The 23,774-nt window shown below is 60.7% G+C and carries 20 protein-coding genes; 7 read left to right on the top strand and 13 right to left on the bottom strand.

The window, feature by feature from the left end:
- Nucleotides 1-49: 49 nt before the first annotated feature.
- From BM216_RS14835 to BM216_RS14820, 4 genes are all read right to left on the bottom strand, one after another.
- Nucleotides 50-1,057, bottom strand: a complete 1,008-nt coding sequence (locus BM216_RS14835; RefSeq protein ID WP_244530190.1) for an ABC transporter permease — start codon at nt 1,055-1,057, stop codon at nt 50-52.
- 71 nt (nt 1,058-1,128) lie between these two features.
- Nucleotides 1,129-2,673: a sugar ABC transporter ATP-binding protein gene (locus BM216_RS14830; RefSeq protein ID WP_092999957.1), complete on the bottom strand. Its 1,545-nt coding sequence runs from the start codon at nt 2,671-2,673 to the stop codon at nt 1,129-1,131.
- The gene (locus tag BM216_RS14825; RefSeq protein ID WP_210217046.1) at nt 2,670-3,299 is read right to left on the bottom strand and encodes a DUF2291 family protein; all 630 of its coding nucleotides are present in this window, start codon (nt 3,297-3,299) and stop codon (nt 2,670-2,672) included. The genes BM216_RS14830 and BM216_RS14825 overlap by 4 nt, the downstream gene beginning before the upstream one ends.
- A 65-nt stretch (nt 3,300-3,364) precedes the next feature.
- Nucleotides 3,365-4,306 carry a D-ribose ABC transporter substrate-binding protein gene (locus BM216_RS14820; protein WP_092999956.1) on the bottom strand — a complete coding sequence of 314 codons (942 nt, stop codon included), beginning with the start codon at nt 4,304-4,306 and terminating at the stop codon, nt 3,365-3,367.
- A gap of 360 nt (nt 4,307-4,666) precedes the next feature.
- On the opposite strand from BM216_RS14820, the gene BM216_RS14815 reads away from it, so the two are divergent.
- Nucleotides 4,667-5,647, top strand: coding sequence for a sugar phosphate isomerase/epimerase family protein (locus tag BM216_RS14815; RefSeq protein ID WP_092999955.1), 981 nt, complete (start codon nt 4,667-4,669; stop codon nt 5,645-5,647).
- Between the two features lie 73 nt (nt 5,648-5,720).
- On the opposite strand, the gene BM216_RS14810 is transcribed toward BM216_RS14815, so the two are convergent.
- The 8 genes from BM216_RS14810 to argH form a co-directional block, all read right to left on the bottom strand.
- Entirely contained in the window at nt 5,721-6,497 is a 777-nt protein-coding gene (locus tag BM216_RS14810) for an L-iditol 2-dehydrogenase (RefSeq protein WP_092999954.1), read from the bottom strand.
- Nucleotides 6,498-6,713: 216 nt separating this feature from the next.
- A complete protein-coding gene (locus BM216_RS14805) occupies nt 6,714-7,598 on the bottom strand; it encodes a helix-turn-helix domain-containing protein (protein ID WP_092999953.1) in 885 nt (294 codons plus the stop codon).
- A 176-nt stretch (nt 7,599-7,774) separates the two neighbouring features.
- Nucleotides 7,775-8,830, bottom strand: a complete 1,056-nt coding sequence (gene speB, locus BM216_RS14800; protein ID WP_092999952.1) for an agmatinase — start codon at nt 8,828-8,830, stop codon at nt 7,775-7,777.
- Nucleotides 8,831-8,850: 20 nt separating this feature from the next.
- Nucleotides 8,851-9,729, bottom strand: coding sequence for a polysaccharide deacetylase family protein (locus BM216_RS14795; RefSeq protein ID WP_093000109.1), 879 nt, complete (start codon nt 9,727-9,729; stop codon nt 8,851-8,853).
- 142 nt (nt 9,730-9,871) lie between these two features.
- Nucleotides 9,872-10,699: an ABC transporter substrate-binding protein gene (locus BM216_RS14790; protein ID WP_092999951.1), complete on the bottom strand. Its 828-nt coding sequence runs from the start codon at nt 10,697-10,699 to the stop codon at nt 9,872-9,874.
- A 79-nt stretch (nt 10,700-10,778) separates the two neighbouring features.
- The gene (locus BM216_RS14785; protein ID WP_092999950.1) at nt 10,779-11,549 is read right to left on the bottom strand and encodes an amino acid ABC transporter ATP-binding protein; all 771 of its coding nucleotides are present in this window, start codon (nt 11,547-11,549) and stop codon (nt 10,779-10,781) included.
- 8 nt (nt 11,550-11,557) lie between these two features.
- A complete protein-coding gene (locus BM216_RS14780) occupies nt 11,558-12,430 on the bottom strand; it encodes an amino acid ABC transporter permease (RefSeq protein WP_092999949.1) in 873 nt (290 codons plus the stop codon).
- On the bottom strand, nt 12,427-13,887 hold the full coding sequence (gene argH, locus BM216_RS14775) for an argininosuccinate lyase (protein ID WP_092999948.1): 1,461 nt from the start codon (nt 13,885-13,887) through the stop codon (nt 12,427-12,429). The genes BM216_RS14780 and argH overlap by 4 nt, the downstream gene beginning before the upstream one ends.
- A 183-nt stretch (nt 13,888-14,070) precedes the next feature.
- Here argH and BM216_RS14770 point away from each other — a divergent pair, with 183 nt between their 5' ends.
- From BM216_RS14770 to BM216_RS14750, 5 genes are all read left to right on the top strand, one after another.
- Nucleotides 14,071-14,943, top strand: a complete 873-nt coding sequence (locus BM216_RS14770) for a LysR family transcriptional regulator (RefSeq protein WP_177230797.1) — start codon at nt 14,071-14,073, stop codon at nt 14,941-14,943.
- 173 nt (nt 14,944-15,116) lie between these two features.
- A complete protein-coding gene (locus tag BM216_RS14765) occupies nt 15,117-16,358 on the top strand; it encodes an efflux RND transporter periplasmic adaptor subunit (RefSeq protein ID WP_244530185.1) in 1,242 nt (413 codons plus the stop codon).
- A complete protein-coding gene (locus BM216_RS14760; protein ID WP_092999946.1) occupies nt 16,355-19,435 on the top strand; it encodes an efflux RND transporter permease subunit in 3,081 nt (1,026 codons plus the stop codon). Before BM216_RS14765 ends, BM216_RS14760 begins: the two co-directional genes overlap by 4 nt.
- Nucleotides 19,436-19,616: 181 nt before the next feature.
- Complete coding sequence (locus tag BM216_RS14755; RefSeq protein ID WP_092999945.1) at nt 19,617-20,234, top strand: methyltransferase family protein; 618 nt, start codon at nt 19,617-19,619, stop codon at nt 20,232-20,234.
- Nucleotides 20,235-20,340: 106 nt separating this feature from the next.
- Complete coding sequence (locus tag BM216_RS14750) at nt 20,341-21,072, top strand: response regulator transcription factor (RefSeq protein ID WP_092999944.1); 732 nt, start codon at nt 20,341-20,343, stop codon at nt 21,070-21,072.
- Nucleotides 21,073-21,130: 58 nt separating this feature from the next.
- Here the strand turns inward: BM216_RS14750 and BM216_RS14745 are convergent, their stop codons facing one another.
- Entirely contained in the window at nt 21,131-21,979 is an 849-nt protein-coding gene (locus BM216_RS14745; protein WP_092999943.1) for a MipA/OmpV family protein, read from the bottom strand.
- Between the two features lie 450 nt (nt 21,980-22,429).
- On the opposite strand from BM216_RS14745, the gene BM216_RS14740 reads away from it, so the two are divergent.
- On the top strand, nt 22,430-23,590 hold the full coding sequence (locus BM216_RS14740) for an ATP-binding protein (RefSeq protein ID WP_244530184.1): 1,161 nt from the start codon (nt 22,430-22,432) through the stop codon (nt 23,588-23,590).
- Nucleotides 23,591-23,774 lie beyond the last annotated feature (184 nt).

The following is a 23,774-nucleotide window of genomic DNA, read 5'->3' as shown; positions in this document are numbered from 1 at the left end:
CAGTCGATTCTCCTCAATCCTTACAGGAACGTTCTGTGGCATCAAACGCTCAATTGACGTTCTGCTGCAGCACGACCCGCGCCTGAAGCTTCTGCTGGATCTGATCGACCACCACGGCTGCGATGATGACCAGTCCCTTGATGACGGTCTGCCAGAAGGAGGACACACCCATCATGATGAGGCCGTCCGCCAGAATGCCGATCACGAAGGCGCCGACGATCGTGCCGCCGATACGGCCCCGCCCGCCGGACATGGAAGTCCCGCCCAGGACCGCAGCGGCGATCGCATTGAGCTCGAATGTTTCCCCGGTTGCGGGATGGCTCGCCTGCAGCTGCGACGAGATGATGAGGCCGACAAGCGCCGCGCAAAGCCCGGAAAACATGTAGACGAACAGCTTTATCCGGTCGACGCGCACACCCGACAGCGCTGCACCCCGTTCATTGCCGCCAACCGCATAGATGTGCCGGCCAAGCGGCGTGCGGGTAGCCAGATAGGCTGCGGCAAGTGCCACCACGACCATGATCCAGACCGAAACAGGCAATCCGAGAAATGTGCCGGAACCAATGATGCGGAACGTGTTCGAACCATAATCCGCATTGCCAGCGAGGTTCGGGAAAGTCCGGCCATCCGAGAAAAGAAGCGCCGCACCTCGGGCCACGTAGAGCGTCCCAAGCGTGGCGATGAACGGCGCAACGTTCAGTTTGGTTATCAATAACCCGTTGATCCAGCCTATGAAAATTCCCGCGACGAGCACGATCAGGCAGATCTCGATCGTGTTGAACTGGATGCTGTAACCGAAGCCGAGAAAATTGAGATCGATGCCATAGAGCACGAGATAACCGGCGACCATGGCGCAAAGTCCGACGATGGAGCCGACCGACAGATCGATCCCGCCCGCGATAATGACGAAGGTCATGCCGATAGCGAGCAGCGCGTTCAGCGCCACGTGCTTGGAAATGATCAGCATATTGCCGGTCGTCAGGAAGTTGGGTGCGGCAAACGCAAAGAACGCGAAAACCAGAATCAGCGCGACGAAGGTGCGCATGTGCAGCAGCATCAGCAGCGCCGAAGTCCTGGATCTGGAACCTCCGATAACGGTCTTGACGTTGCCTGACGCGTCGATGCTGCTCATGTCGTTTCAACCCTGTTGAGATTGGGAGTGGCCGCCGAAATGACGTCCGAAGCATTCGCTCCGGCCGGGAACTGCCCTGTCAGTCTGCCGTTCGCCATGACGAGAATGCGATCGGAAAGGGCAAGAACCTCCTCCAGATCGGAGGTTACAAAAAGAATGCCGAGGCCGTCGGCTGCCAGCCGTCGCATCGTGCGGAAGATTTCCGCCTTGGCACCGATATCGATACCGCGGGACGGCTCATCCATCAGAAGGATTTTGGGTTTTGTCATCAAGGCTTTCCCGATGACCACCTTCTGCTGGTTTCCGCCTGAAAGGCTGGACACGGGATGTTCGAGACTGGCGATCTTGATTGCCATCCGCTTCACGAATTCGGCGGCTTTTGCCGCTTCTGATCTCAGGCTCAGGTGAAAACCGCGTGTAAAATCGTGGAGCGACGATAGCGTCAGGTTTTCGCGGATCGTCATGATCTGCACGAGGCCATCACGCTTGCGATCTTCAGGTATGAGGGCGAGACCGCGGCGGATGCGCCCGGCCACGCTCTTTTCACGCAAGGGCTTGCCGGAGACGAAAAGCTGCCCGGATGAATTCGGATGCTGTGCCATGATGCATTCCAGCAGTTCCGACCGCCCGGCGCCCATCAGGCCGTAAAGACCGACGATTTCCCCGGCGCGCACGGAGAGCGACATGTGATCGACCGCGTAGCCGCCGGCAGGGCTTGGGAGGCAAATTCCTTCAACGCGAAAAACCTCGTCCCCGAGGTTATGATCGACGGTCTTCGGGAATTCCTTTGAGGCGCTGCCGATCATGTTGGCGACGATCCAGGGAATATCGACGCCTTTCATCGTCCGCGATCCGGTGATGACGCCGTCACGCAGGACGGTGATGTAGTCACCGATACGGATCAGCTCTTCCAGCCGGTGGGAGATATAGACGATACCGACGCCTTGCTTCTTGAGGTCGTTGATGACTCTGAACAGCACTTCGACCTCGGCAGCCGAAAGGGCGGATGTCGGTTCGTCGAGGATGAGGATGCGGGCATCTTCGGCCAGAGCCTTGGCGATCTCGACGATCTGCTGCTGGCCTATCCGCAGGCTGCCGAGGGTTACGTCCGGATCGATGTCCTGTTCTAGCCGCTTCATCAGCGTCCGTGCTGTCGCAGCCTGCGCCTGCCGGTCGATATGAATGCCGCCGCGCGTTCTCTCGTGTCCAACGAAGATGTTTTCCGCGACGGTCAGGTTCGGAAACAGATTGAGTTCCTGAAATACGATGCCGACGCCATGCCGGGCAGCATCGGACTTATCTGCAAACACGATCGGCTTGCTGTCCAGTTCGATCGTGCCGCCATTCAACTGCTCCACGCCGGCGATGATTTTCATCAGCGTCGATTTGCCGGCACCATTTTCGCCAACGAGGACGTTCACCGCCCCCATGCGCAAGTCGAAATCGACATTCTTCAGCGCCTGGGTGCCCGGATAGATCTTCGAGCCGTTGCGGATGGAAAGGCCGATAGGGTTGAGCTCGCTCGTCTCGGCTTGGCTCATGGCGCCACCTTTATCGAGACCGGCATGATGAGCGGTTTTTCACCGGCGGAGCGCATCACCACGGCACCGACGAAGTCGACCTTTTTACCCTTGAGTGTACTGTCGGGCCCAGGGAGCTTGGAAACGGCCTTGTCGTTCAATGCCCTACCGAGTTTTGCGTATTCGATCTGATCGCGGAACGTGGAGAAGTCGTACAAGTTCGTGGTGTCCCGCAATGCCGTGCCCTTGACCACCGGGCCAAGCTGCAGCGTCGCGTCCGGGGTGCCGTCGCCATCGAGGTCTATGTCTGCCACGGCAGCCTTTGATGCGCGGTTCTCATCCACCACGGTGGCAGTTCCCTTGACCGGAAAATTCCAGCCGCCGCCAGCACCTCCGACGCGTACGCCATGGCTTTCGCCGGCCTTGTCGAGGCCGCCTTTGACTGCGTCCCGCAAAACAACCAAATCCACAGCCTTCTCGTTCAGCGCCGGAACGAGCTTGGAATCGAATGTGGTTTCGACGAGTTCGGCAATCGGATCGGCGGCCGCGCCACCGGCTTCGGCATTGTCGGTCTTGACCAGTTTGCAGCCGGAAAGGGACGCGGCGAGCATGCTCGCCACAAGCAGGGTCTTGATTTTCATGGGCATCCGCACTTCCTTGAAAGCAGGCGCCACCCGGGAGGCAACCGCGCGCCCCGGGTGGTAATCGCGGGTCACTGCGTCAGCGCAAAGGTCTCAAGCTTGGCCGCGTTGTCGGCGTTGATGAGAATGCAGTCCATCAATTGCTTTTCTTCAAGCCCGGTCTTGCCCGTCTTGATGAACTTGTCGGCCTGTTCGACCGCATTTTGAGCCTGCTGATAGGCAGGCTGGAGGACGGTCGCCTTGATGCCACCCTTCTTGATGGAATCGCGCACGTCGTTCGAGCCGTCGAAGCCGACGACGATCACATCCTTGCGGCCCGCGGCCTCCAGCGCAGCGTAGGCGCCCATAGCCATGGTATCGTTGCCCGAGATCACGCCCTTAATATCGGGATGCGCCTGCAGGATTGATTCCATCACCGTGTAGGCTTCCGTCTGCGACCAGTTCGCCGTCTGCTTGGCGGCCAGTTTCATGTCGGAATACTGATCGATGACGTCATGATAGCCTTGGGAACGGATACCGGCATTGGTGTCGGATTCCTTGCCCACGAGCTCGGCATAATTGCCTTTTTCGCCCATCAGCTTGACGAATTCCTCGGCCCCCAGCTGGGCACCCTGGTAGTTGTTCGAGACGATCTGCGATACGGCGACACCTGTCGTGGTGATCTCGCGGTCGATCAGGAACGAGGGGATGCCCTTGTCCTTGGCCTTCTGCACGGCTGCAACAGATGCATCGGCTCCGGCATTATCGAGGACGATAGCCTTCACGCCAGCCGCAATGGCGCTGTCGAAAAGCTCGTTCTGCTTGTTGGCGTCGTCGTCATGGACAAGAACCATCGTCGCATAGCCGAGCTCTTTCGCTTTCGCGGCGGCGCCGTCAGCCTCTGCCTTGAAGAAAGGGTTGTCATGGCTTGGTGTGATGATTGCGATCGTATCCGCCGCGAGTGCAAAGCTCGAAAACGCTCCGGCAACACCGAGCGCTACCACGGACATCAATAGACGTTTCGTAAGTTTCATTAGGACCTCCCGTTGTCAAACCACCCTCCCGTGGTTTTCGATTGCAACTATCGATTACTTTCGTTTGGTGTCAATAAATTTTTAAAATGGCCTCCGTTTGAGGTGATGCGGTGACAAATCACCAGCTTCATGCTGCGTTGCAGCGACATTTAGGGAAGTTGTCGGTCCGGCTTCGCATGGATATGGCTTGAATGGCGATGCAATCTATGCGAGACAATCTTAAAAGCGAAAAAATCGAAAGTAATCAAAAGTAACTTGATGTAGGCTGGTGCCAAGCGCTTCGTTTCGAGGAGGAACAAAGTCAGGTGGAGGAATTGCGGGCTTGCCGCCCGTGTGGGCAACAGGCAATGGAGGATGATAATGACGGCACAACGATTTGGCGCAGGAATCTGGCATTTCGCCACCTATCTTGACCGCTATGCTACCGATGGATACGGCGCTCCACGTAGCGTCATTGAAGCGATCGATCTGGCCGGCAAGGTCGCGGACCTGTCGGTCGTGGATATCAACTACCCCTTCTTCGGCGGCGATTTTTCGAATGCTCAGGTCAAGGAGGCACTGGACCGCAACAAACTTGGTGTCATCGGCATCACGCCTGAGATCTACACTCGCGAATTCGTCAAGGGATCTTTCACCAATCCCGATGCGGGTGTTCGTCGCCGCACGCATGAGCTGGTCACGGAAGCCTGCGATCAGGTCCGCTATTTCGGTGCGGATTACGTCAAGCTGTGGCCGGGGCAGGACGGCTGGGATTATCCTTTCCAGGTTGACTATGGCACGCTGTGGAAACACTCGCTCGATGGGGTCGGGCAGCTTGCGAGCGAAAATCCGGACCTGAAATTTGTCATCGAATACAAGCCGCGCGAACCGCGCGTGCGGATGAGTTTCGGCTCGGTTGCTCGCACCCTGCTCGGAATAGAGAAGATCGGCCTGCCGAATGTCGGGATCCTGCTCGATTTCGGCCACGCCATCATGGGCGGAGAGTCGGCGGCCGACAGCGCTCAGCTCGCGATCGACTATGGCCGATTGTTCGGCATGGATGTGAACGACAACTACCGTTCCTGGGACGACGACCTCGTTGCCGGCAGCCTGCATCCAATCGAGCTTTTCGAGTTCTTCCATGTTTTGAGAAAGAACAAGTGGGAAGGCGTCTGGCAGCTCGACCAGTTTCCGTTCCGCGAAGACAGTGTGGCTACCGCCAATCACGCCATCGACTTCCTCAAGGCCGCATCGAAAGGGCTCGACGCACTCGATGTCGAAGCGCTGGCGGAAGCGCAGAGCCGCCACGATGCGATCGGTGCCTTGAAGATCGCTCAGAAAGCCCTGTTCGGCGCCATGTAGACCGCGCGGTACATCGCACTTCTTGCAGAGAGATGGATGACGGCGGCCTCGGGCGGGCCGCCGTATTTCCAGCTCAACTCATCCACTGGCCGCCGTCGACGTTGTAGCACTGCGCCACGACGTAATCTGAATCGGCCGATGCGAGAAAGACTGCCATGCCCGCAAGGTCTTCGGCAGTCCCCATACGCCCGTAAGGTACGGCGGCACCGACTTCCTTCTTCTTCTGGCCCGGCGCCTTGTTTTCGTATTTTGCGAAAAATGCGTCGACGCCATCCCAGTGTTCGCCGTCCACCACGCCAGGGGCGATGGCGTTGACGTTGATCTTGTGTTCGATGAGGTTCAGGGCTGCCGACTGCGTCAGGCTAATGATGGCAGCCTTCGTGGCACAATAGACCGCGACGAGCGGTTCTCCGCGCCGGCCAGCCTGTGATGCCATGTTGATGATCTTGCCGCCTTTGCCCTGGGCGATCATCTGCTTGGCAACCGCCTGAAGAGTGAACAAAGGGCCATAGACGTTGACGTCGAACACCTTCCGGTAGTCCGCCTCGGTGATGTCCACAATGGGCGCGGCGGTGAAGAGGGCGGCATTGTTGATCAGGATGTCGATGCTGCCGAAAGTCTCCGCGACTCTGGCGACAGCCTCCTCGATGCTGTCCTTGCTGGTGACGTCCATCCTGACTGCGATGGCGCCATCGCCGAGTTCCTTGGCCGCGGCCTCGGCCCGGGCGATATCGATGTCACAGATGGCGACGCGCGCGCCTTCTGCGATGTAGGCCTTGGCAAAGGCAAGGCCAATGCCCCGTCCAGCGCCTGTGATCATTGCGTTCTTGCCTTGCAGCCGTCCTGACATCTAAGCCTCCCTTGAATGCTTCTGTTTGCAGAATACCCGAATGTTTTCGGGATCTGTCCGGTGAACTCGATAAGCGGAGAGATCCCGGCGATGGAAACAGAGAACTAGCCCGCTGCTATTCTCAAGACTAGCGCCCGCGATGCACAAATATGATGAAATTTTATCTCACTTGCGCCAATAGAGGACGATGGTGCGCGCTATTTTGGAAAAATAGCGTCAGTTTCGGGTTTTCCGCCTGATTGTCCGATATCGGCTCGGTGTCATGCCGCGCAGCAGGCGGAACGTCCGATTGAAGTTGGAGAGGTTGTCATATCCAACCTCCGCCGCAATCTCCGTGACAGCAAGTTCTGTTCGATCGAGGGCCTGACAGGCCTTGGCGATGCGCAATTCGCTGAGGTAGCGGCTGAAAGTCGTACCGGTGTGGCGCTTGAAGAAGCGCGAGAAAGAGGTCTCGGTCATGCCGACGCGCGCAGCCGGATCCGCGAGACGGATGTCGTCGGCGCAATTTTCGGCCATCCAGCTCAAGACGTCACGAATGGCTCGATGGGAATTGAGATCCGAATTCGGTGCAAAGTCTTCCGATGAGAGAAGCCACTTCTCCGTGCTCGAAGAAAGCACATGAAGCAGGCGAAGAAACAGGGACAGACGTTCCACACCGCTGGCTTCTCCTATTGCCTCCATCAGTCGCGCACCTGTCGTCCTGGTCTCGCCTTCAAAAACCATGCCCCGGCGAGCAGCGAGCAGAAAGGACTTCAGGCTTGCAAGTTCCGGCCATTCGCTGGCCGTCCGCAAAACGCGATCCTCATCGAACTGGATAAGCAGGTCGCGGCCCTCTATCACCTCATCCTGAGCAAGCGGGGTAACCCAGTTATGGGCAAGCCCGCGCCCTGCCATGAACAGATCTCCAGCCGCAAAGCTGCCGACATAATCGCCAATATGACAGGTGCCCCCCGCGTTGCAGATCAGATGGATTTCGCATTCCGGGTGCGCGTTCCACACGCTCCAGGGCAACGGGTAGTCATCGCGTCGCCAGACGAAGGAATCCGTCGGGGAAGCCACTATCGGCTCATGGACAGGCTTACGTGCAGCCTTGGGCGGCATCGCGGAATTTCCTCAAATCGGCGTCGGTTGCGTTGAGAGTCGCCGCTTCGAGAGCATTCTAGCTGGAACCGAGCCAAGCAAAAGGCTCATGTTGATCGACCGGTTTGAAGACATGCGCCATGCCCGAACCCATCAGGGCATGGCGCATTTATCTGTTGTGGATCGCCGACAGCTGCTCAGTTGCCGGCGATAGCCGGGCTGAAGCGGATCAGGCTGAGGATCTCGAACAGCATCTGCGCGCCGGCATGGGCCGTGTTGGTGGTCGTGTCATATTGCGGCGCCACTTCCACGACGTCGCCGCCGACGAAATTCAGCCCCTTCAGACCGTGCAGGATGTCGAGTGCCTGGCGGCTGGTCAGGCCGCCGATTTCCGGCGTGCCGGTTCCGGGCGCAAAGGCCGGGTCGAGGCTGTCGATGTCGAAGGAGAGATAGGTCGGGCCATCGCCCACCACTTCGCGTGCCTTGGCGATGACGGCCTCAATGCCCATCTTGTCGATCTCCTCGGCATGGATGACGGTCATGCCGCTTTCGTAGGAAAATTCCCAGAGATATTCGGCCGCGCCGCGAATGCCGATCTGGATGACCCGGGTCGGGTCCAGCACGCCGTCGAGCACCGCGTTGCGGAACGGACCGCCATGGTGGAATTTTGTCAGGTCGTAGGCGCCGCCGGTGTCGCAATGGGCATCGATATGGATCATGCCAACCGGCCTGTCCTTGCCCACGGCCTTGAGGATCGGGTGGGTGATAGAGTGATCACCACCGACGGACAGCGGGATGACGCCGGCATCGACGACCTGATTGAGGCGCTTTTCGATATCCTCATGGCTCATCTCCAGCCGGTAACGGCTTCGGAAGGCAACGTCGCCGATATCGGCGACCTTGATCTCGAAGGTCGGCGCGGTCTTCAATACGTGGTTATAGGGGCCGACGCGCTCAATGGTGCGCACGGCCCGCGGCCCGAAGCGCGAGCCCGGACGGTTGGTCACGCCGAGATCCATCGGCACGCCAATCAAAGCCACCTGCAGGTCGCCAAAATCCGGATGTTCCGTGTCGACCGTCATCAGCGGCGCGTCGAGAAAGGTCGGGACGCCGGCATACGGCGCGGCACGGGTGCCGCTCGCCGAAAAAATGCGGTCTGCTACGGCGCGGAATTCCGGGTCATGGATGCTGCCACCATGGCCTTCGCCGTATTTCGCGCGCAGCTCTTCCAGTTTGTTCTTGTGGAATGTCATGTCCGTCTCTCCCCGTTATTTCAGGCGTTTGCGCGCGCCGCTTCCAGCGCTTCGAAATGGTCGGCGATCTGTTCGCCCGTGGCAATCCAGACGTCGGATTTTGCCTGCACGTGCTTCAGGAAATCGCGCAGCAGGTGCCAGCGCATCGGCCGGCCGGAAACCTGCGGATGCAGGACGAGTGTCGTGACGCCGCCCCAGGCATGGGTCGCCTCGAATTCATCGATCCACATCTGCAGCACGGCGTCGCGCCCGAAGATCGGACGCGAACTCGTGCGGCTCGTCATGCCGAAATTCCAGTCGTCGAAGGTGAAGTTGACCGGGATCTCGATCAGGCCACGCTCGCCGCCGTGCTCGGCATGGCGATAGGGCAGGATGTCGTCGCGGAAGGAGCTGGAATATCGCATTCCGGATTTGGAGAGATGGGCCAGAAGCTCCGGGAAATTTTCGCCGGATGGTGCGCGATAGCCGATCGGCCGCACGCCGAGCACATGCTTCAGTGCCTCATAGCCGCGGTCGATCTCTTCAAATGCCTCCTCCAGCTTGTCCCGATCCGGGCACTTGTGGAGATAGCCGTGATGGCCGATCTCGTACCCCCCCTTTAGGATCGCCTCGCATTGCGCCGGATGCGCCAATGCCGTCCAGCCGGGAATGAAGAAGGTTGCCGGCAGTGAAAGCTCGTCCATCAGCTCGACGATCTTCGCAATGCCGACACGAGCGTCGTAGCCGCCATGGGAGGTCGTCACCATGCGGTCGACATTGGACGGGGTGTTGCCGATCCAGGCAGTCTCGGCATCGACGTCGAAGCCGATGAACAGCGCACTTTTCGCGCCGTTCGGCCAAGTCATCGGCGGCGTCGAGGGCGCTGGATTGAGCGGGCGGGGAGAAAGGTCATAGGCCATGAAAGGCACCCCAATAATGCGTTGGCTGGAACCGGGCCATCAGGAGCGATGGCCCGGTATCCGGATGCAGGACGGGAGTGGTCCGCCAACCTGCCGGTAGCCATAGGCTGGCGGCAGGTGCCCGTCGTGCCGAATGGCAGTCTTACTTTACGGCTGCGCCGTTGACGTAGATGCCGTCGAGCGCTGCGGCTTCGAGGTTCCACTTGGCAAGGATCGTCTTGTATTCGCCGCTTGCCATGATCGCCTTCATCGCGCCGATATAGGCGTCACGCAGCTCGGTGTCCTTCTTGGCAAAGCCGATGCCCTGGTAGACGGCGGTGTAAGGCTTGCCGATCGCGACATAGGCGTCCTTTTCCAGGTTCATCAGGTAGGGAACGGTTTCCGAACCCTGGACGGCGGCGTCGACGCGGCCCTGCTTCAGCTGGGTGCGGGCATCGGCAGAACCTTCGGTGCCGACGACCTTGATGGCCGGCAGGCCCTTGGCTTCGCAGTTGGCAGCGCTCCACTTCGCGGTTTCATCCGGGAAGGAGGTACGGCGGCTCATGCCGACGGACTTGCCGCAGAGGTCGGTCTCGGTCTTCAGCTCGTCCTTGCGGGCGGCGACCGTGTAGAACTGGGCGCCGGACTTCATGTAGTCGACAAAATCGAGCGCTTCGCGGCGCTTCTCGAGATCGCTCATGCCCGAATGGATGAGGTCGACGCGGCCGGTGGTGACGGACGGGACCATCTGTTCGAAGCCGATGTCGGACCATTCGACCGTGGTGCCGAGCTGCTTGGCAAGCGCCAGGCCGAGATCGATGTCGAGGCCCATCAGCGTGTTGGTCGCCGGGTCCTTGTATTCCATCGGCGGGTAGTTCGGCGTGTTGGCGACGACGATCTTGCCGGCCGACTTGATGCGCTCCGGCAGGCCTTCGGCATGGACGGCCGTCGAGGCCAGGATTGCCGTCAGGGCAATGAGAGCAGTTTTCATGAAAGTTCCCCTTTTCGCGGTTGGCTGTATTGGTGTCTTGTTTGGTCCGCAGGCCGGCGCTGCCGCCGGCCCGATCATGTCAGGCGTGAACGGCCCTGATGAATTCGGCGGTGCGCGCGCTCTTCGGCGCGGTCAGCACTTCAGAGGCCGGCCCGGTCTCCACCACCTTGCCCGCCTCCATGAAGGTGACGGTATTGGCAACGTTGCGGGCAAAGCCGAGCTCGTGGGTGACGACGATCATCGTCATGCCCGAAGCTGCCAGATCCTTCATCACGTCGAGCACTTCCGAGACCAGTTCCGGATCGAGCGCCGAGGTCGGCTCATCGAACAGGATCAGGTCCGGCTGCATACCCATGGCGCGGGCGATCGCCACGCGCTGCTGCTGGCCGCCCGAAAGCTCGGACGGATAGTGGTTCGCCTTGTCGCCCAGGCCGACGCGGGCGAGAAGGGCGAGTGCCTCCTCGCGGGCTTTGGCCGCCGGATGGCCAAGCACCTGGATAGGTCCTTCCATCACGTTCTCGACTGCCGTCAGATGCGGGAAGAGGTTGAAACGCTGGAACACCATGCCGATGCGGCGGCGCTGACGGGAGATTTCCTTGTCGCTCAACTCATGCAGATTATTGCCGTCGCGGCGATAGCCCATCAGCTCGTCATTGACCCAGATGGCGCCTTCGTCCATCCGCTCGAGCAGGTTGATGCAGCGCAGGAACGTGCTCTTGCCGGAGCCCGAGGGCCCGATGATGCAGGCAACTTCGCCGCGCTTCACTTCCATGCCGACCTTGTCGAGCGCCTTGAAGGCCTCGAAGCTCTTGGTGACGTCGATCGCCTTGACCAGAATATCCTTTGTCATGTCCAACCTCACATCGATGCTCTGATGGATTTCGATCCGCGGCCATAATAGCGCTCGATGCGCTGCTGGATGACGGACAGAACGGACACCACGACGAGATACCAGAAGCTTGCCACCAGCAGCAGTTCGAGAACGCGGGTGTTGGCATAGTAGATGACCTGCGCATTGTGCAGGATTTCGGAAAACTGGATGACGCTGGCAAGCGAGGTGAGCTTGACCATGCCGATCACCTCGTTGCCGACCGGCGGCACCATGACGCGCATGGCCTGCGGCAGCACGATGCGGCGCAGCATCTTCATCTGCGTCATGCCGATCGTGCGGGCGGCCTCATACTGGCCGGCATCGACCGACAGGAGGCCGCTTCGAACGACTTCCGAGGTGTAAGCGCCCTGCTGGATTCCGAGGCCGAGCATGGCCGCGACGAACGGTGTCATGACGTCGACGGTACGGAACTCGAACAGGCCGGGAATGCCGAGCGTCGGGAAGATCAGCGCTAGGTTGAACCAGATCATCAGCTGCAGCAGAGCCGGCGCGCCGCGGAAGAGCCAGAGATAGCCGATTGCGATCCAGGACAGGACCGGATTGCCGGAAATACGCATGATGGCGACGACGACGCCGAGCACGATGCCGATCGCCATTGCCGCGACCGTCATGACAAGCGTGTTGACGAGGCCCTGGAGAATGACCGGCGCGAACAGGAAGTCGCTGACATAGGACCATTCGATCTGGCCTACGCTGAAGGCGCGGATAAGCGCCGCGAGCAGCAGAAGCACGATACCGGCCGCGACCGTGCGGCCGATATGCCGCTTCGGCACCAGCTTCAAATGGGCGATCTCGTATTTCTGTTCGAGCGTGGTGGGAGACGTTTCGGCTGTGCTCATCGGGCACCTCGGGAAATTTCGGACGAAGCCGCCGCGCTGGCCGGCAGAATGTCGACCGTAGCAAAACGTACCTTGCCTTCAAGTGCCGCGTTGAAACGCTCGATCTGCTCGCGCACGCGGGCCGGCGACGTTGAGCCGTAGCCTGTTCGGCTTGCCAGCGCGCCTTCAAGCGTGATGGCGTCGAGCACGCCGGGCTTCAGGCGGTCATCGATCTTCGGCAGATCTTCGGCGGTGAGGCCGGCCAGATCGTGACCGCGCTCTTCGCAATAACGAACCACGGCACCGGTGATCTCATGCGCCTGGGCGAAGGGCACGCCCTCCGATACCAGCCAGTCGGCCACTTCGGTTGCGAGCGTGAAGCCCTTGGGCGCTTCTTCGCGCAGTTTGGCGACATCGAATTCCAGTGTCTCGACCATGCCGGCGAAAGCCGGAAGGATCAGTTCCAGAACGTCGATGCTCTCGAACAGCACACGCTTGTCTTCCGCGAGATCGCGGTTGTAAGCGAGCGGCATCGCCTTCATCGTGGCCAGGAAGCCGGTGACATTGCCGATCAGCGTGCCGGTCATGCCGCGCGTCAGCTCGGCGATGTCCGGGTTCTTCTTCTGCGGCATGATGGAGGAGCCGGTCGAATAGCTGTCATGCAGCTTCACCCAGCTGAACTGCTTGGAAGCCCAGATGCAGATTTCCTCGGCAAGCCGCGACAGGCTGACCGTCGCCAGCGAGCAGATGAACAGGAATTCCGCGACGTGATCGCGAGCCGAAACGGCGTCGATCGAGTTCTCACAAGCTGCAGAATAGCCGAGTTCAAGGGCAGAAAGATCGGGACGGCACGCAATTCCGGAGCCGGCGAGTGCGGCGGCACCCAGCGGCGAACGGTCGAAGCGGCGGTCGAATTCCTCGAAGCGCTCCAGATCGCGCAGCAGGCTTTGGGCATGGGCCATCAGGTGATGGCCAAGCACGATCGGCTGCGCAGGCTGCAGGTGAGTAAAGCCCGGCATGACCGTTTCGACATGCTTGGCGGACTGCGCAACGAGCGCCTTCTCCACCTCGATGATGCCGCGCGAGAGCTCACGGGCCATGCGGCGGAGATAGAGGCGGGTGTTGTTGGACGTCTGGTCGTTGCGGGAACGGCCGGCACGCAGCTTGCCGCCGAGCGTGCCGAGACGCTGCATCAGCAGGCGCTCGATAAAGGTATGGATGTCCTCGTCGGAGGCGATTGGCTGCTCGCGCTTTTCCGCAATGTCGGCTTCGATCTGGTCGAGCGCTTCGCGGATGGTCACGAATTCAGCATCGTCCAACACGCCGGCGCGCTTCAGTTCCGATGCATGGGCGCGGGAACCGGCAAGATCTTCACGATACAGACGGAAATAGGAAGGGTGCGCGCGGGAAAGATTGGCAAGCGCTTCGGATGGGCCGGACTTGAAACGTCCACCCCAGAGCTGTGTCGGCTCCGACATATGTGTTCCCTTGTTTGTTGTAAATTTAGGCAAAGATTCCACGTGGCCGCATTTGCGGCAAACGAAGAAAATGACTTGGCTTATGACAAAAACGACTAGCCATGGGGCTGCGTCACCCCTAGTCTGGATTTGACTAATGTTCCGCGTGGGTTTGAAGTGTCGGGTCGCAAACAATTTCCGTCGATGACGGCGCTACAGGTCCTGCTGGCTGTTGCCGAGCGCGGATCCACAAGTGCGGCGGCCGAGCCCGTTTCATTGTCGCAGAGTGCCGTCAGCAAGCAATTGCTGGGATTGGAGGAGTTGATCGGCGGTCCGGCGTTCCTGCGGACCCCGAACGGCATGGTGCCGACCGAACTCGGGGCCATCTACATCGAGCACGCGCGCACGGCGATCAAGGCGATGGAGGATGCCGCGCTGAAGGTGGCGCGAATGAAACCTGGCCCGCGCGTGCTACGCCTCCAGGTGCCGCCGATCTTTGGTGACCGCTGGCTTCTGCCGCGCTTTGCACAATTCACCGAGGCGCATCCGGAAATCGAAGTCCAGTTCACCACATTCGTGTCGAAGACACAGACGGAAGTGCCGGATGGCATGGTTCGCTTTGTCGTGAAACCAGTGGACGACGAAGAGGGCGAATATCTGTTTGGCCACGACATCCGGCTCGTCAGCGCGCCTTCCTACTGGGAGAAGATTGGTGAGCCGGCCACGATCGAGGCGGCGTCGAAGGGCGTGATGCTCGAACACCCCCAGACGCCGTTTCACTGGCCCTTCCTGGCCGCCTTTCACGGCAACAAAGGGCTCGAGGCGCGGCACACGATGCGTTTCGGTTACTATACGATGGTCATTCGTGCAGCTCTCGCAGGACAGGGCATGGCGCTGATACCCCATGGGCTGATCGTCGAGGAGCTTGCCGCAGGCCGCCTGGTAAACCCGGCCGGGCTGGGGTATCGTAGTGACCATGGCTATTGGTTCACCCGGCCGCGCAATCTGCCCTTGAGCCAGTCGATGGCGCTGTTCAACCGGTGGATCCACACGGAATCGGGATCCGTGCGAGACTAGGCCGTTCTCGGTTAGGTCGTCGATTCTCCTCACATCTTTCCATCTCACCTGATCGCGACCGCTCGCAACGTTTCTTAACGCGATGACATCTCCGTCGTTCGTCTTATCGCTACGGTCTGATCCGGATCATCCGCATAGGCAACTGGCCCGCGGATCAAACGGAAGGTCGTTTCATGGGTGGGTTGTCCCTGTCAGTCTTGTCGCCGGCGCGCATCGTCGCAGTGCTTTTTTTGGCAAGCGCCGCATTGCTCTGGCTTGTTCCGCTCTCTGCCTCTCACGCGAAAGAGCAGATGCCGGTTACGGTCGTCGTCGCGCGACAGGGCGCCGTGACGGAAAAGATCCCGGTCGTTGGCTCGCTGGCCGCAAGGGAAGAGGTCGATGTCCATCCTCTCGTCCAGGGCCAGGCGATCGAAAAGATCCTGGCGGAGGTGGGGCAGAGTGTCCAGAAAGGACAGCCGCTCGCCATCATAGACACGACCGAAGCAGTCATGCTCCTCGACAAGAACGCGATCAGCATCCTGCGCGCCAGGGCCGCCATGCAGGTGGAGATGAGCAGACTCGATGTCGCATCGGTGGCCGAGACACAGGCCCGCCGGGTACTGGAGCGCAGCCGTGCATTGCAGCCGCGAGGCGCGGTGTCGCAACAGGTTCTGGACGAGCATGAAAATGCCCATGCCCGTGCTCTCGCGGAACTCGGCCTTGCACGCCAGTCCGTGGCGCTTGCCGAAGCCGACATGGAACTTGTTGCCCGCGAGCGGCGCGAGATCGAGCTGACGATCGAGCGCAGTACGGTGAGGGCGCCCGAGGCCGGCCTGGTGCTGCGAAGAACCGCCCGCATCGGCGCCATGACGTCCGGATCGGCGGCTCCGCTCTTCGTCATCGCCAGGGACGCAGTCGTTGAATTCGTCGCACAGGTGACGGAAACCAGCTTCCTGCGGCTCGGTGAAGGCATGCGCGCAGAGATCAATCTGTTCGGGTACGAAGGCTCGCTCGGTGGAACCGTGCGACTGAACGCAGCCGGTCTCGATGCCGCGACGCGCAGCGGCGAAGTGCGTGTCGAACTTGACGAGACGTCCGGTCTGAAACCGGGAGCCTTCGCGCGGGGCACCATCAATGCCTCGGCACGGCGCAACATCCTGCTTCCCGGCAGTGCGGTAAAGACCGCCGGCGGCCGCAGCAATATCCTTGTGGTGCGCGACGGTGTGATCGACCTGCGGCAGGTAACGACCGGGGCGCGTCAGGACGGACTGGTCGAGATCGTCGACGGCGTCAGTGATGGCGAGATGGTCGTATTGAAATCGGGCGGGTTCCTAAAAGCCGAGGACAGGGTCAGGCCCCTGGTCGCCGCCTCGGGTCGACCCGCCGAGGATCATCTTGCTGCCTTCACCCTGGAAGAGCGCGAGGTGGCGCGATGAACGCCAATATCTCCGCCTGGGCGATCCGCAATCCTCTTCCATCCGTGCTTCTGTTCGTCATTCTGACCGTTGCCGGGCTCTACAGTTTTGCCCGCCTGCCGATCACCTATTTCCCGACGATCATCACTCCGACGGTGAAGGTGACGGTCGAGCAGTCCGGTGCCACGCCTGTCGAACTCGAGACCGAAGTCACGCGGCATGTGGAGAACGCAATCGCCTCGCTGCCGGCGATCAAGGAACTGTCTTCGACGATCGGGGAGGGGCGCTCGGTCACGACGGTGGAGTTCGAGCTGGGCCTCGTTTCGCCGGATCGGGCAATGGCCGACGTGCGAGATGCTGTCATCCGCATCCGGGGCGATCTGCCGGGCACGATCGACGAGCCTGTCATCGAGCGGGTCGAGGAAGAGGCGCAATCCGTCGTCACCTATGCGGTGGCCAGCCAGGACATGACGGTGGCGGAGCTCTCCTGGTTCGTTGACGATTCCGTGACCCGTGACCTGCAGGGATTGTCAGGCGTGGGGCGGGTCGAGCGGATCGGCGGGGCCGACCGGGAAATCCACGTCGAACTCGATGCCGACAGGCTGCAGGCACTTTCCCTGTCCGCGGCCTCGATCAACGAGACGATCGTCGAGACCCAGCTCGATCGCTCCGGCGGGCGCAGCGACGTCGACGGCGGTGAGCAGGTTTTGACGACTGCCGCTGCGGCCGGCACGGTGGAAGAACTCGGCGCGCGGCGCCTTTCTCTGTCGGGCGAGAATTCCGTGCGTCTGGAGGATATTGCCCGTGTGCGCGATACCATCGCCGAGCCGAGGACATTCGCGACGCTGAATGGATCGGATATCGTCGGCTTTGCCATTTATCGCTCCCAGGGGGCAAGCGACGTTTCGGTAGCGGCGGCCGTCGCGGAGGCGGTTGCGAAACTGCAGGCCGTGCATCCTGGCATCCGCTTTAGTCTTGTCGATGACAGTGTCTCCTATACCGCCGGCAACTATCATTCGGCGATGAACACGCTGCTTGAAGGCGCCGCGCTTTCGATCGTCGTCGTCTTTCTCTTCCTGCGTGACTGGCGGGCGACCATGGTTGCCGCCGTTGCCCTGCCGCTGTCGATCATCCCGACCTTTTTTGCACTCGACCTGCTCGGCTTCTCGCTGAATATCCTGAGTCTCCTTGCCATCACGCTGGTGACTGGCATCCTGGTCGACGACGCGATTGTGGAGATCGAGAATGTCGTGCGCCATCGCAATATGGGCAAATCCGCCTATCGGGCGGCACTCGATGCTTCCGACGAGATCGGCCTCGCGGTCATTGCGATTTCCGCGACGATCATCGCAGTCTTTGCCCCGGTCGGACTGATGAGCGGCGTCGTCGGGCTTTATTTCCGGGAGTTCGGCCTGACTGTAGCGGTCGCGGTATTCTTCTCCTTGTTGGTCGCGCGCCTGATCACGCCGATCATGGCCGCCTATCTGATGACGGGTGCCGCGCCGGTGGAAGCGAGCAAGGGCAGGGCTTCCCTGCTTTACGAAAGTTTGCTGCGGATGAGCTTGCGCTGGAGATGGGGCACAGTGGCATCCGCAATCGGCCTCTTCGCCATCGCCATTATCTCGCTGATGTCGATACCAACGACGTTTCTGCCGGAAGAGGATACGGGACGGCTGGTGCTGACGGTCGAACTGCCGCCCGGATCGACGCTCGACGAGACCCGCAGCGTGACGGACGGCATAGCCGCTGTTATCGACAAGTTGGATGAAGTCGATGGCGTTCTCGTTCGCGGAGGGTCGAGCATGACCGGTCAGCAGGACGTGCGCCATGCCGTGGTTTCGATCGACCTTAGTCACAAGAGTAACCGGAATCGTTCCTCCTTCGCGATCGAGGCCGAACTCGGAAAGGCGCTTGCGGATATTCCCGACACGCGCCTGCGCTTCCTCAATGATCGCGGCAGCCGCGACCTGTCCTTTTCCGTGCTGGGCAGCGATGGCGATTCCGTGCAGCGGGCGACCGACCGCATCCTGCGTGAAATGGGGGCAGATGGCAGCTTCATCGATCCCGCCAGCGACAATCTGGCCCTGCGTCCGGAGCTTCGCATGACGGTCGATACCGACAAGGCCGCAACGCTTGATGTTTCGACCGCCGACATCGCCAGCACGATGCGGATCTCGACGATCGGCGACGTGGATTCCAGGTTGGCGAATTTCCTTGAAGGTTCGCGGCAGATCCCGATCAGGGTCCTGCTCGACCGCGCGGCGCGGGGACGGTTGCCCATATACGAAACGCTGAGAGTGCCGACAGGAGCCGGCGGCCAGGTGCCGCTTGCCGCGGTCGCAAGGATCGACTTCGACCAGACCGTTGCCGCGATCGACCGCTACAACCGGCAGCGGCGGATCGAGATCGGCGCGGACATAGCGGATGGCCTGACTTCCGGCCAGGGCCTTGCACGGCTCATGCAACTGGACAGCGTCAGGAGCCTTCCCGATGGCGTGCGGGTACAGGCCACCGGCGATTCCGACACCGAGGGCGAGGTGTTCGAAAGTTTCGCCGTCGCCATGGGGGCAGGCATCATGCTGGTATTCATCGTCCTGATCCTCTTGTTTAAGAGCGTCCTCTCGCCGGTTACCATTCTCGCATCTTTGCCGCTCTCAATCGGCGGCGTCGTTGCCGCGCTGCTCTTAAGCGGTCACGCCATCTCGCTGCCCGTCGTCATCGGGATCCTGATGCTGATGGGCATCGTGACGAAAAACGCCATCATGCTGGTGGATTTCGCAATCGAGAGGGAGGCCCATGGTCTCTCGCGCATTGAAGCCGTCGTCGAGGCGTGCCTGGAGCGCGCACGGCCGATCCTGATGACGACGCTCGCCATGGCCGGTGGCATGCTGCCGTCCGCCTTCGGCGTCGGAGACGGCGGCGAGTTCCGGGCGCCGATGGCGATCGCGGTCATTGGCGGGCTTCTCGTATCGACCATCCTGTCCCTGATCGTCATTCCTTCCCTGCACCTAATCATCTCTGGCTTCGGTGATCGCGTGAGCTTTCTCCTCCGGCCTTTCCTTCAGTCGGCCGAAGCGGGTCTTGACCAGACCCGGTGATTGCGCGCCGTACCCCCCAATCGCACAGCGGCGCGCGACGACGGAGCCGGCCAGTCACTCGGCCGGCTCCGTCACGTTTCTCTGCCCCGCTTAACAAGGTGCAACATATCATTAAGCCGGAACGCCCGGCGGCGTGGGAAGAACGGATGTATTTCCTTCTCCACGAGGCCTCGAACCCTTCATGAATAACGTCCACGCACCCTTTCTTCAGCTCTACCGCATCAACGCGCTTCGGGCGCTTGGCGGTATCGCCTTCTGCCTACTCGCCATAACCTCCGTACCGCCGACACTGCCGCTGGTAAACATCGTTTTCGAAGTCATCGGCACATTGGCGATCTTCGTCGCGATTGCCGGCCGCGGATGGTCGCTCTTCTATATCGGCGGGCGCAAGAATTCCGAGCTGGTGACCGTCGGTCCCTATTCTATCACCCGCAACCCGCTCTATTTCTTCAGCCTGATCGGCATCGCCGGCCTCGGCGCCCAGACAGGCAGCCTGTTGTCGATGGCGATGTTCGTGCTGGCCGCCTATCTCGCCTTCGACATGGCGATGCGCGGCGAGGAAACCTATCTCGGCAGCCGCTATGGCAATGGTTTCGCGGAATATAGGAGCCGCGTACCGCGGCTCTGGCCGGATTTTTCGCTTTGGCAGGAATGCGAGGATGTGCCTCTCCGTTCATCGGGCGCGATCGGCAGCCTGAGGGACGGGGTAGTCTTTCTCGGCGCCTGGATTGCTATCGATCTGATCAGGCTCGGCCAGGATGCTGGTGTTCTGCCTGTCGTCTGGACGATGCCTCTCTGACATCAATTCAGGGGCATGGAGCCTTCCCAGCGCCCGCAACAAAACTTAATAAAGCGAAACATTTGCAGCCAATGGGGCGTGCGATGCACGCTTCAGGCAAGCGAGGATGACGGTCGTGCAAGCAAATTCCGCCAGCGCAAAAATTCTGATCGTAGAGGACGATCCCGAAATCGGTAAGCTGCTGGCGCTTGCGATGCAGGAAAACGGCATGATCCCGACCGTGGCGGAAGACGGGCAGGTGATGAACGCTTTGCTGCGCAGCAACGAGTTCGATCTCATCATCCTGGATGTCATGCTGCCCGGCGAGGACGGTCTCAGCATCTGCCGGCGCATCCGCTCGGAAAAGACGACGCCGATCATTCTCCTGACGGCGCTCGGCGAAGAGGTCGATCGCATCGTCGGTCTGGAAGTCGGTGCTGACGACTACGTCACCAAGCCTTTCAGCCCGCGCGAGGTGGTCGCACGCATCCGCAGCCTCCTCAGGAGAGCATCCTACGGACTGGCGCACACGACGGTGCAGCGCAAGCTTCGTTTCGAAGGCTGGCAGATCGATCCGCTACGGAGGCAGTTGCATGACCCGAGCAATGCCCGGGTCGCGGTGACGACGACGGAATTCGATCTCCTACTCGCCTTCTGCCGCAATCCGGGGCGCGTCATCACGCGCGAGGAGCTTCTTTCACTCACCCATACAGGGCTCGCAGGGCCGATCGAGCGAAGCGTTGACGTGCATATCAGCCGCTTGCGCCAGAAGATCGAGGCGGATCCGAAGAACCCGGTCCTGCTGCAGACCGTAAGGCTGGGTGGCTACATGTTTACCGCCAGCGTAGAGCACGCCTGATTCCAACAAAGAAAAGCCGGGCGATCGCCCGGCCTTCCTCGTTGTCATCCATCCCGGCTCAGAATTTGTAGCCAACGAACAGTGACGTCGAGGGCTGCAGCTTCTCTTCCACGATCGGGCTGTCGGCCGCGTCGCCTGTGAGGATGCCGAGGCTTGCCTCGCCGCGCACGAGCCAGTTCTCGCTTAGCATGTAGGTGGCGGAAGCCGAGATGTTGACGCGCTTGAAGCCCGCCTCCGCCTTGTATTCTGGCAGGCCTGACCGTGCAGCCTGGGCAGCATTCACGCCGAAATAAGCCTCCATGTGCTTGTCGTTGGCGATGACTGCTTCGACCCCGGCGCCGAGGATCAGCCGCTCCGTGACCGGTGCCTGATATTCAGCCCCGATGGTGCCGATCAGGCTTTCGCTGCCGTCGATGGTCTGGTCGATCGTGGCGTAGACTTCGAAGCCGTTCCAGGTGTAGGAGGCCTTCGCGCCGACGGTGGCGGCAAAGTCGATATCGCCAAGGCCGTCAAGCCGATCTGCGTCATCCTCGTCCCGGCCGCCTTCGTATCCGACCTTGGCCGCCAGTGCGAAGCCATCGCGGCGAAAGGGTGTGATGGTCACGCCACGCGGGTCAATCTCCAGCCATTCGCCATAGGTGAAGACCACGATCGGTACGGGTTGTACCTCGAACTTGTCGCCGCCTTCATATTCGGGCTCGTAGATGGCGCCGGCGCCGAGGATAAGGCTCCAGTTTTTCTGGGGCTTCTCGTCATTGAAGCGTTCCTGGTCGAAGGGCGGTTCCGGTGATTGGCCTGCCAGGCTCGCATCGGCTGCAAGCGCATTTGCGCCCGTGCCGATCAGCACGAATGAGACGTATAGGGCACTTGCGAGAAGTCGCCGTTCGGTCCGTTGGATAAAAGACATGGGTGCTCCAGTGATTTGACACGGGCGCCGTCGAGAAAAAAGCGATCCGTGCTTGCAACATGTCCGTCCTGTCACGAACGAAACCGGCACTGCATGTCTTTGTGTTAAGCAATGTTGCGAGTGACGCACCCGGACCAAATCCGGCGACTTTTCCGCGGGATCGACACAAAACTTAATGTCCAATTTCTCCGCCGACCGTTATCCTTGGCGCGCAGGTAACCACGTGCGCGCATTGTTCACACGCATCGGGCTTTGTCCCGAGGAGGCATTTTGGGATTTCGACTATCCCGGTGGGGCTCGACCATCCACGGTCAGATTACTGCCGTCATTCTGGCCTGCCTGGTGATTGCCTTTGTCATAGGGTCGACATTGGAAAGCTGGGTGAGGGACGAATATGACGCGCCCGATCTTGAAGGCATGTCCGCACGTGTCTCCGCGATCGCCTTGGTTTTGGCCGACGCGACACCCGCGGAGCGGCAGGTGATCGTGGAAGCTGCCAACCGAAATGACCAGCGCCTCGAGCTGCGCCCGGTCTCCTTTTTCGACAATGTAACCACGTCGTCGCCAGACGAGCCTTTCATGCAGCGGATGATCGATCGGCTGTTGCCCCCGGAGGACCGTCCGGTGCCATTCGGAGGATGGAGAACCTTTGTTGAGGGAAAGCGTGTACTTGCCGCGCAGGTCGATCACGAAACGTTGCTGGTCAAGGAACTGCTGCCCGAAAGTTTTCTTCGCAGTGATGCGTTGAGATTCGGGTCGAATTATCTGGTGGCAACCGCCACCCTGATCATCCTGTTTTCCGTTTTTGCCGTATGGGCAATCACGAGCCCCCTGCGCGGCATCGCATCCGCGGCACAGAAGGCGGACATCTCGGTCGGGCCAGCCTTGTTCGAAGAGCGCGGCAGCGTGGAAATCGTGGCCCTCGCACGGGCGCTGAACGGCATGCAGCGCCGCATCTCGACCATGGTCGAATCCCGAACGCGCATGCTGCGCGGCATCAGCCACGACTTGCGGACACCGTTGACACGTCTACGTCTGCGCGCCGATCGTGTCGAAGATGGCGAGGTGCGAGAAGCGCTGCTCACCGATATTGAGCGCATCGACCGCCTCTTGAAGGAGAGCCTCGGCTATCTTCGCGACAACCACCAGAGCGAGGCTCCTCAGCGGGCGGACCTCGCTTCCGTTCTGCAAACTGTCTGCGACGAGTTTGCGGACATGGGCCATGACATCGCCTATCGCGGCCCGATGCGCATGGTCATGAGTTTCAAGCCCCTGGCGCTGATGCGCGCCGTCACCAATCTCTGCGAAAACGGAGTGAAGTTTGGCACTCATGTGGAGGTTGAACTCCGCAACGTCGATGGCTTTGCAGTCATCGATGTGATGGATGACGGCCCCGGCATTCCTGAGGCGTATCGGAGCCGCGTCCTGGAACCTTTCTTCAAGCTCGATGCGGCGCGCGGGGGCGCGGATGCAGGTTTCGGCCTGGGGCTCTCCATCGTTGCCGAAATCATCCAGGCTCACCACGGGAAGCTGGAATTGCTGGATCGCGAACCGAGCGGGCTGACCGCACGGCTGATCATACCCTTGGCGGAGCGGTCAGTGGCTTCCTAGTCCGGTCCGAAGCGCGTATCGCGCTGTTCAAGAGCCGCTTCCTCAGCGTACCTGTCAGGCAGTGGGTGTCGCGATCGCCCAGATTCATCTGGCGACCGTTGAAGCCAGGATTTGTCTCATCATGCCGAATTTGACTGGCAGACACGGAATTTTGCGCGGCGGTGCGGTTGCCAAAACAGCGCCA

The sequence above is a fragment of the Rhizobium sp. NFR07 genome, assembly GCF_900111905.1.
GTDB lineage: Bacteria > Pseudomonadota > Alphaproteobacteria > Rhizobiales > Rhizobiaceae > Neorhizobium.
This window is presented reverse-complemented; position numbering and strand designations above follow the sequence as displayed.

What these genes read in the sequence shown, in the direction of transcription:
- BM216_RS14835 (WP_244530190.1), bottom strand. Translation starts at nt 1,057, where the DNA reads ATGCTGCTGCACATGCGCACCTTCGTCGCGCTGATTCTGGTTTTCGCG.
- BM216_RS14830 (WP_092999957.1), bottom strand. Translation starts at nt 2,673, where the DNA reads ATGAGCCAAGCCGAGACGAGCGAGCTCAACCCTATCGGCCTTTCCATC.
- BM216_RS14825 (WP_210217046.1), bottom strand. Translation starts at nt 3,299, where the DNA reads ATGCCCATGAAAATCAAGACCCTGCTTGTGGCGAGCATGCTCGCCGCG.
- BM216_RS14820 (WP_092999956.1), bottom strand. Translation starts at nt 4,306, where the DNA reads ATGAAACTTACGAAACGTCTATTGATGTCCGTGGTAGCGCTCGGTGTT.
- BM216_RS14815 (WP_092999955.1), top strand. Translation starts at nt 4,667, where the DNA reads ATGACGGCACAACGATTTGGCGCAGGAATCTGGCATTTCGCCACCTAT.
- BM216_RS14810 (WP_092999954.1), bottom strand. Translation starts at nt 6,497, where the DNA reads ATGTCAGGACGGCTGCAAGGCAAGAACGCAATGATCACAGGCGCTGGA.
- BM216_RS14805 (WP_092999953.1), bottom strand. Translation starts at nt 7,598, where the DNA reads ATGCCGCCCAAGGCTGCACGTAAGCCTGTCCATGAGCCGATAGTGGCT.
- speB (WP_092999952.1), bottom strand. Translation starts at nt 8,830, where the DNA reads ATGACATTCCACAAGAACAAACTGGAAGAGCTGCGCGCGAAATACGGC.
- BM216_RS14795 (WP_093000109.1), bottom strand. Translation starts at nt 9,729, where the DNA reads ATGGCCTATGACCTTTCTCCCCGCCCGCTCAATCCAGCGCCCTCGACG.
- BM216_RS14790 (WP_092999951.1), bottom strand. Translation starts at nt 10,699, where the DNA reads ATGAAAACTGCTCTCATTGCCCTGACGGCAATCCTGGCCTCGACGGCC.
- BM216_RS14785 (WP_092999950.1), bottom strand. Translation starts at nt 11,549, where the DNA reads ATGACAAAGGATATTCTGGTCAAGGCGATCGACGTCACCAAGAGCTTC.
- BM216_RS14780 (WP_092999949.1), bottom strand. Translation starts at nt 12,430, where the DNA reads ATGAGCACAGCCGAAACGTCTCCCACCACGCTCGAACAGAAATACGAG.
- argH (WP_092999948.1), bottom strand. Translation starts at nt 13,887, where the DNA reads ATGTCGGAGCCGACACAGCTCTGGGGTGGACGTTTCAAGTCCGGCCCA.
- BM216_RS14770 (WP_177230797.1), top strand. Translation starts at nt 14,071, where the DNA reads ATGACGGCGCTACAGGTCCTGCTGGCTGTTGCCGAGCGCGGATCCACA.
- BM216_RS14765 (WP_244530185.1), top strand. Translation starts at nt 15,117, where the DNA reads ATGGGTGGGTTGTCCCTGTCAGTCTTGTCGCCGGCGCGCATCGTCGCA.
- BM216_RS14760 (WP_092999946.1), top strand. Translation starts at nt 16,355, where the DNA reads ATGAACGCCAATATCTCCGCCTGGGCGATCCGCAATCCTCTTCCATCC.
- BM216_RS14755 (WP_092999945.1), top strand. Translation starts at nt 19,617, where the DNA reads ATGAATAACGTCCACGCACCCTTTCTTCAGCTCTACCGCATCAACGCG.
- BM216_RS14750 (WP_092999944.1), top strand. Translation starts at nt 20,341, where the DNA reads ATGACGGTCGTGCAAGCAAATTCCGCCAGCGCAAAAATTCTGATCGTA.
- BM216_RS14745 (WP_092999943.1), bottom strand. Translation starts at nt 21,979, where the DNA reads ATGTCTTTTATCCAACGGACCGAACGGCGACTTCTCGCAAGTGCCCTA.